Origin of the sequence: Plantactinospora alkalitolerans (assembly GCF_015690345.1) — a bacterium.
GTDB lineage: Bacteria > Actinomycetota > Actinomycetes > Mycobacteriales > Micromonosporaceae > Plantactinospora > Plantactinospora alkalitolerans.
This window is the reverse complement of sequence record NZ_JADPUN010000334.1, coordinates 1-7,330: the sequence shown is the minus strand read 5'-3', so window position 1 is coordinate 7,330 and position 7,330 is coordinate 1. Positions and strand designations below refer to the sequence as shown.

6 protein-coding genes and 2 pseudogenes are annotated in these 7,330 nt (G+C 66.5%); 3 read left to right on the top strand and 5 right to left on the bottom strand.

Features of this window, described 5'->3' with window-relative positions:
• Nucleotides 1-201 precede the first annotated feature (201 nt).
• Nucleotides 202-606, bottom strand: coding sequence for a DDE-type integrase/transposase/recombinase (locus tag I0C86_RS45630; protein WP_196205763.1), 405 nt, complete (start codon nt 604-606; stop codon nt 202-204).
• A 343-nt stretch (nt 607-949) separates the two neighbouring features.
• On the opposite strand from I0C86_RS45630, the gene I0C86_RS35930 reads away from it, so the two are divergent.
• On the top strand, nt 950-1,456 hold the full coding sequence (locus I0C86_RS35930) for a hypothetical protein (protein WP_196205762.1): 507 nt from the start codon (nt 950-952) through the stop codon (nt 1,454-1,456).
• A 266-nt stretch (nt 1,457-1,722) separates the two neighbouring features.
• Here I0C86_RS35930 and I0C86_RS35925 read toward each other — a convergent pair whose 3' ends face one another.
• Nucleotides 1,723-2,619 carry an SDR family NAD(P)-dependent oxidoreductase gene (locus I0C86_RS35925; RefSeq protein ID WP_323374054.1) on the bottom strand — a complete coding sequence of 299 codons (897 nt, stop codon included), beginning with the start codon at nt 2,617-2,619 and terminating at the stop codon, nt 1,723-1,725.
• Between the two features lie 47 nt (nt 2,620-2,666).
• Here I0C86_RS35925 and I0C86_RS35920 point away from each other — a divergent pair, with 47 nt between their 5' ends.
• Nucleotides 2,667-3,101 (top strand): winged helix-turn-helix transcriptional regulator, encoded by a 435-nt coding sequence (locus I0C86_RS35920; protein ID WP_196205761.1) that lies wholly within the window; start codon nt 2,667-2,669, stop codon nt 3,099-3,101.
• A 27-nt stretch (nt 3,102-3,128) separates the two neighbouring features.
• On the opposite strand, the pseudogene I0C86_RS35915 reads toward I0C86_RS35920, so the two are convergent.
• Nucleotides 3,129-3,796: pseudogene (locus I0C86_RS35915) on the bottom strand (IS6 family transposase).
• A 198-nt stretch (nt 3,797-3,994) separates the two neighbouring features.
• Nucleotides 3,995-5,317, bottom strand: coding sequence for an amidohydrolase family protein (locus I0C86_RS35910; protein WP_323374055.1), 1,323 nt, complete (start codon nt 5,315-5,317; stop codon nt 3,995-3,997).
• 967 nt (nt 5,318-6,284) lie between these two features.
• Here I0C86_RS35910 and I0C86_RS35900 point away from each other — a divergent pair.
• A pseudogene (locus I0C86_RS35900) lies at nt 6,285-6,584 on the top strand (IS630 family transposase); the annotation flags it as partial.
• 68 nt (nt 6,585-6,652) lie between these two features.
• Here I0C86_RS35900 and I0C86_RS35895 read toward each other — a convergent pair.
• A complete protein-coding gene (locus tag I0C86_RS35895; RefSeq protein WP_196205759.1) occupies nt 6,653-7,021 on the bottom strand; it encodes a hypothetical protein in 369 nt (122 codons plus the stop codon).
• Between the last annotated feature and the right edge of the window lie 309 nt (nt 7,022-7,330).

The following is a 7,330-nucleotide window of genomic DNA, read 5'->3' as shown; positions in this document are numbered from 1 at the left end:
GCCCGGTCTGATACTCCAGCGTGGCCGATCCGCCCTGGTCGCTGCGGTGGCCACCGGCCAGCAGCAAGCCGGCGGCCACCGCAGCGACCAGGGCGGATCGGCCACGCTGGAGTATCAGACCGGGCCGGGGCATTCGAGCGCTGTCACGCATGTACGGGGCTCCCAAGGAGGTACGGGTTGGTTCGCTCGAGCAGCCTCTGCTCAGGTGATCAACATTGCGTGAACTGCGGTGGTGCCCGACCTGACTTCGGCCTGACGACGCGCCGCTGGGCTGTCCGGAAGCTCAGGGCCGGCAGCCAGGTCGGGCGACAGACCGTAGGACGCTCCGCTCAGCCGCTGACAACTCACCAAGATCATGATTGAGGACGGGAGCACGCTCATCACTTGCGCAGTCCGGTCGGTCCGTAACCCGCGCATCGCTCGTAACCGGTGCTTGAGCTGGCTGTGGTCGGCCTCGACCCGGTTGTTGGCGTACCACTCGACGTGGCGCCAGGCCGATGGGACGACGTCGTCGACGCCGGTTACCAGGATCGCGAGGAGCAGGCTCTCAGCGGGACCATCGTCAAACCAGCCCCCGACCGCAACCCTGGGAAAATCCGACGACATCCAGTCCTCGGCGGACTGATCAACGAATATTCGCAGGCAGCGTAGCCCCGAACCGAGTTATCGAGCCCCACAAGCTAGGTTCTAACCTTCTGTTGAGCGTCGGGGCGGACTACGCGGTGCGCCGTCGCGGTGCGCACCGACTGGGAATCGGTGGTCCCGGCCGACATTTCGGGGTCCCGCCCCTCGGCGATTCGGACCTGTCTCCGCAGCTCAATAAGGGGCCGGTCGACCACGCCCCTCTCCTGCCGATGGCCGATTCCCGACACCGCTCGGAAATAGACAGTGATCGAATAGCTGGCGTCCTGATCGTTAGGGTGAGCCATTCCCCTATCAAGGAGCGTCAATGAAATCGCCCTATGCCCGACCGCCTGGGCCGACCGACTGGCACGGTCGCCGCCGCCTGATCGCCTCGATGCTGACCGTCTGCGCCGTACTCGCCTCGCTGCTGATCGTGCCGGCGGCACCGGCGAGCGCGGTCGACGACTATCCCACCCTCAACCTGGACGGCGGCAGTTCGACGGAGTACCGGGACCTGCTGGACGACATCAAAGCCGGGTTCATGGCGGAACCCATCTCCGAGCAGCCCGATCCGCTCGTGGTGATGACAGAGTTCAGAAGCCACGGCGTCTTTCCGGTGGAACTGAGCTATCTCGGGGAGAGTGTCTATCTGATCGTCGGTCGGGACGACCTCTACGTGGTGGGCTACTACCGGACGCAGGGGTGCGCCGAGTGGGCATGCGGCGTCGCCGGGGGTCAGCCGCGTCGGTGCTCAGGCAGCAGCAAGCTGACCAGCGGGCCCTGGCCGTACACCGCGAACTCGGCGACCGGAACGGGGAGGTGGAGGCCCTGACGCACCTGGGGGACACGTACGACGCCGCCGGTAACCAACGTGCCGCCCGGGACGCCTGGCAACGGGCGCTGGAGATCCTCGACGAGATCAGCCATGTCGACGCCGAGTCAATCTCCGGAAGGTGTACGCCTCGGCGCCTCAGGGAGTCGCCACCGGGTAGGCCGACCGGCGGGAACCCGGCGACGCCCATACGCTTTGACCTGGTGTTCGAAGATTCCGTCAGGCTGCCCGGTGGTGCTCGTTGATCATCCCGTTGAAACGATCTACTAGCGTCCGTGCGGCGGCGTCTGCGGGGTGTGTTGGGACAACAACTCCTCGGTCAGGGTGGCAAGCCGATCGGCGTCACCCGGGTCGAGGGTCTTCAGTGCCGAGTCGACGGGCCTGCCCCGGTCGATCGCGGTAAGTGCGGCGCGCGGGGGATTGTCGATGAACTCGACGATTGGCCGGATCGAGGTCTCCACCGGTCGTGCGGCAAACCGGGCGAGCAGCCGGAGAATTCCGCGCACCAGCGGGTTGAACATGGAGGCATCGCCGCTGCGGGTGAAGCCGGGGTGGTACATGACGTACGCGGCCTTACCAGCTGCTCGCTGAGCGAACGCGACACCGAGTAGATCATTCGCCCGCCCGGCCTGAAGCTGCGCGCGGATGGTGCTGTACCGGCGTTCGAGCTGCAGGTCATCCCAGTGGATCGCGCCGGCGGTATTGCCGACGCCGGCCACGCTGATGATCACCGGAGCTGCGCTGGCGTCCATCAGCGGGCGCAGCCGCCGGCTGAGCAGGTAACGGCTCAGGTAGTACAGGCCGAAGGTGAACTCCAGCCCATCGACCGTCTCCCGTCGTTTCGGGCTCTGCCGATTGGCGCAGAACACCAGCGCGTCGATGACTGGATGATGGTGTGCGATGTCGGCGGCGACCCGTTCGACCTCGGCGATCGAGCTGAGATCAGCTCGCAGGAACCGCAGCCGGCCAACCGCCCCCGTCCGGCCCGCCTCCTCGGCCAGCACGCGGCCCTTGGCCTCGTTACTGCCGATGGCGACCACCGTGTCACCGCGCCGCAGCCGGGCCAGCGCGGTGGCTCGGCCCATCCCGTCCGTTCCCCCGCTGATGACGATCGTCTTCGGCTGCTGGCCGCGCATGTGCTCTCCCGGTCGTTGCGTGATCACGCGCCAATCATCAGTAACCTTGGGACGGCCGGGAAGGAGGCAGTTTGATGTCCGGTACGAACACCCATGTGCCCTCGGTCCTGAGCGCGCCGCTACCCAGTCCAGTGCCGTCCGAGGAGTACGACGCCTGTCCCGTCACCGACGTACTGCGCCGCGTCGGCGACAGGTGGACCCTGCTGATTCTGATCTTGCTGGGCCGCAGACCACATCGCTTCAACGAACTGCACCGTTCCGTCGAAGGCATCAGCCAGCGGATGCTCACCCGCACACTGCGCGCCCTGGAACGTGACGGACTCGCGGCGCGCACCGTGTATCCGACCGTCCCACCAAGCGTCGAGTATGACCTGACACCACTCGGCCGCACGCTCCTCAACCCATTGTCCACGCTTGCCGACTGGGCGGTAGACCACGGCGCAGAGATCGCCACCGCACGCGACCGCCATGACGCTCACTCGCCGCCGCCGTCAGAACAGTCGGCCTGACGAATAGCCATCGCGCCGAGGGTTCAGCTACCGCCGCAGTCCCCGGCCTCCTCCACGAATACCAGAAGGCCGCTTGACCAACGCGGACGGAATTTTCGGCACCCGCAGTGTCGGTGCGAGTTCGTAGTGTCCTCGGCGTAGCTTCTGTACGAAGGCGTGTCCGACGATGATCACCTGGGCGGTTCCGTCGTTGTGTAGCCTACGCATCGGTTCAGCCGGTGTTTCAGCTGGCTGTGCTCGGCCTCGATCGGGTCATCGGCGTGCCGTTCGAGGTGGTGCCACACCGACGGCATCAGTTAATCGAACACACCGGGGTGGACGGGGGCGGCGTCGGTGACCACCTCGGTCGGTGTGACTTTCAACGTGGCCAGCGCTTTGCGGAAGAAGCGTCGGGCCGCAGTGGCGTCCCGCCGAACCGAGACGAGGACATCGGTGTTCTGTCCGTACTGATCCACGGCCCGGTACACGTGGCGCCAGACACCGTCGACCTTGACGTAGGTCTCATCGACGAACCACCGGTCGCCGGGTGAGTGCCGGCGGAACCGGGTGGCGTCGGCCAGCAGTGGAGTGAACCGCTACGCCCAACGGTAGACCGTGACGTGATCGACCTCGACCCCGCGCCCGGCCAGGAGTTCCTCGACGTCCCAATACGACAAGTCGAATCGGAGGTACCAGCGCACCACAAGCACGACCACCTCGAGCGGAAATCGGAGCCCGGCGAACGCCGACGGTGGCGCAGATCAGGACCGGGAAGGAGATGCCGACCTCATCGGGTCAGCTGATCGCAACGACACCAGTAGTGGATCACGCCTCCGCCGAATGCGACAGAGCCGCTGACCACTCCCCCGCGATACACGTGTACCGCGGGAGAGTGATCAGAGTAGTGGCAGTGATCAGCGTGATCGGCCCATGCAGGGACAGCCCACCGTGGTGCGGGCATCGGCGGGGACTTCCCTTGCGGCGGTCTCGACCTCGGCGAGCATGCGCTCCCGCTCCTCGGCGGAGATGAATCGGCCCCGCACCACCACCGCCTGGATCCGCTGGGTGTTGCGGATGTCGTCGAGCGGGTTGGCGTCCAGCAGCACCAGGTTGGCTAGGTTGCCGCGGCGGATCGTCCCCTCGTGGTTCTGCCGGCCGAGGAATCGGGCCGGCTCGAGGGTCGCCGCTTGGAGCGCCTGCATGGGGGTGAGACCCGCGCGCACGAGCAGTGCCAGCTCGTCGTGCAAGGCGAACCCGGGAAAGCACCCCGGCGTGGCACTGTCGGTGCCCGCCAGCATCGGCACCCCGGCCCGGCGCATCTCGTCAACCAGCCGGAGTTGGCGGTCGAAAAGCTCCCGGTGCTGGGCAACCTCGGTCGGACCGCGGCCGGCCGCGAACAACTCGTCCAGCGCCCACCACCATTCCTCGGCCGTGGACGCCGGCAGATATTTCAGCCGCGCGTCGGTTCGCGACACCTCGTCGGGCATGGCGATTGCCCGCATCGCGATGAGGGTCGGGACCTGCCTGGACTGGTTGGCGACGAATCCGGCGAAGACCGCGGCCGCCTTGCCGGGGTGGTAGCTGTGCGCGGCCAGCCAGTTCAACGGATGCACCTGGTTGAACCAGCTGTTGTAGTCACCAGACTCGATCCGGATGTCGGCGATCGCCCGGCGTATCTCCGCTTCCCGGCTGGAGGACGAGTACCAGGTCCCCCACATGTGCTCGAGGCTGCGCTGTCCGGCCCGACTGGCCTCGGTGATCGGCACGTTGTCGGGGCAGTGCCCGGCGAACGGGACTTGTTGGCGTCGAGCCTCGTCAGCGACCGCGAAGTATGCCTCGGGAGACAGTCGCGAGTAGACCTTGACGAAGTCCGCGCCGTCCCGCACGACCCGGCGGACCGCCGCTCGGGCCTCCGCTTCGTTGGTCACCTCGATGTACGAGACCGCGTTCAGGCCTGCCCAGAGACTCGGAGCGCCGTCGATCAAAGGGCTCGCGATGATCGAGCGTGGGCCTAGCAGGGTGCCGGCCTCGACCCGATCCCGCCACCGGTGGAGATGGTCGGCTCCCGACATCTCGCGCACCGTTGTGATCCCGTTCGCGATGTAGAGCGATGGGATGATCGCCTCATGTACGTCACTGTGGACGTGCATGTCACACAGACCCGGGATCAGGAACCTTCCCGTGCCGTCGACGACCGTTGCACCACGCGGGACGTGGATATCGCGGCGCCCACCCACCCCGATGATCCGGTCCCCTTCGACGACCACGGTTTGGTCTGGCCTTGGCGGCCCACCGGTGGTGTCGATCACCGTGACTCCGACGAACGCAATCACGCTTCGCCTCGCCGCACCCGCGGGCGCCGACTGAGTCAGTCCTATCACCGCGCCAGCGCCTGCGGCCAGCCCGGCCCGGAAGACATTCCGACGAGAGATGTTGTGAAGCACTAACTCCTCCTCTGGGTAGCCTATGGCCCTTCGGGGCGCCGGTGGCCGCCTCGGTGGTCGTGGCCGCGGCCACCACTGCGGTAGATGCCGCCGTACCCCGCCAGCACACCCGTCGTGACCGCAGCGCCACAGAGCACGTTTTGTCGATTGTCGACGGCCACGAGAGCCTCCTCCGTGTCGATCTCTCCGACCCTAGGAGGGGCCACTCGGCATCGACATCCCGCTGCCCAGAAGGGCGACGGTGGAGTTACCCCTACCGCAGCCTGGTCGAGCCACTTCGCGATACGCTCTACGGTCCATGTGGATCGCGCTCGGTGGGCCGAGCCAGGACATGGTGCTGTGACCACGAACGTTGACCCGGTCTGGGGACACGCCGGACCTGGTCCGTGGGGTGAGGTTCGATGGGGTCCAAGCCTGCCGCCACGAATCGCTCGACCGGACATTGATCTGGAACCAGATACACCTGTTACACGCACTCCACGGGTACGAACGCCACCACAACCGGCATCGGCCGCATCGGGGCGTCGCGAACGCCCGACCGCTGCGTCCGCTGCCCGAACCGATCACCGATCCCGCCGCGCTGACCGGCGCCCGCCTCTACGTCCTGGCGGTCATCGAACACTCCACTCGCCGCATCCGGATCCTCGGTGCCACCGCACATCCCACCGCAGCCTGGGTGACCCAGATCGCCCGGAATCTGGTCGTGGACCTCGAAGACGCGGGAGGCCCGGTGAAATGCCTGATCCGCGACCGGGACGGCAAATACCCGGCCATCCGTCGATGGGCGGCCCGGAACAAGGTCGAACTCTGCCTGACCCCGACCAGCGCGTCGTGGGCGAACCCGATCGAGGCCCAGTTCGGGCCGCTACGCACTTTCACCATGGCGAACCCGAACCATCCGAACCACACCGTTCTGGCCCGTGAGATGCAGAACTATCTGCGCTGGCGTAACGCCAACGCCCGTCACCCCGACGTCCTGGCCGCCCAACGCCGCGAACGCGCCCGCGTCCGCAGCGAACGCCAGCACCGCTGGGGCCGACCCCGCACCAGAACCGCCTGACGACTCAGACCCGGTCAACATTCATGGACAACGCACTAGTCATGCCCGACGTCCAGGGGTAGGGCCGGTCACCGAGGTGAGACGACTTCTCGTGGCGGCGGATCGAAAAGAGCCATGACGAGTGCGACGATGCTGAGAAATCCGGATCCGAGCGCCAGCACCAGCGAGGGAACGAACGCGGATGGCGGCGGAACCCATCCGCCGAGAACCCAGGGCGTTGCGATGATAAAGAAAATGAATATCCACGACAAGACCTCATTGACGACGAGAGCGACCGAGATGCGCGCGTCGCCGTGCCGCAGAATCCGACGTGCAGAATCGACCGAAGCAGCGACCAGCATGGCGCTGAGCGCAGCGAACGCCAGGGCACCCCAGATCGGGAAGAAGGTAGCGAGTGCGAGTGGCACGATGAGCGGGAGGGCGATGAGCAGGAACACGCCCCGCACTCCCGAGCGCACGTACCGGTCAGCGCCAGTCCCAGCTTGGCGAGCGCGGCGCTGCCCTGAGTCCAGATAGAAGAACACCCCCCACGAGAAACGTCCCGACAAGCGTGGCTGCGATTCCTGCGAGGCCGACCAGGAAACCCTCGCTTACTTCCCGCATCTCGATCACGCTCCTTAGTGAGTGTTTGAGAGTGGTGTCAGTCGTGCTGGTCGAAGGTGCGACGTTGCGGTCGGCGGGCCGGGCCGCCTCGGGTGAGTCGGCGGAGCATCTGGTTGATCGAAGCCCAGCGGATCAGGGTTTCG

Bases quoted from the DNA above. Each gene is read 5' to 3' on its own strand.
- I0C86_RS35920 (WP_196205761.1), top strand. From the start codon at position 2,667: ATGTCCGGTACGAACACCCATGTGCCCTCGGTCCTGAGCGCGCCGCTA.
- I0C86_RS45630 (WP_196205763.1), bottom strand. From the start codon at position 606: ATGTCGTCGGATTTTCCCAGGGTTGCGGTCGGGGGCTGGTTTGACGAT.
- I0C86_RS35930 (WP_196205762.1), top strand. From the start codon at position 950: ATGAAATCGCCCTATGCCCGACCGCCTGGGCCGACCGACTGGCACGGT.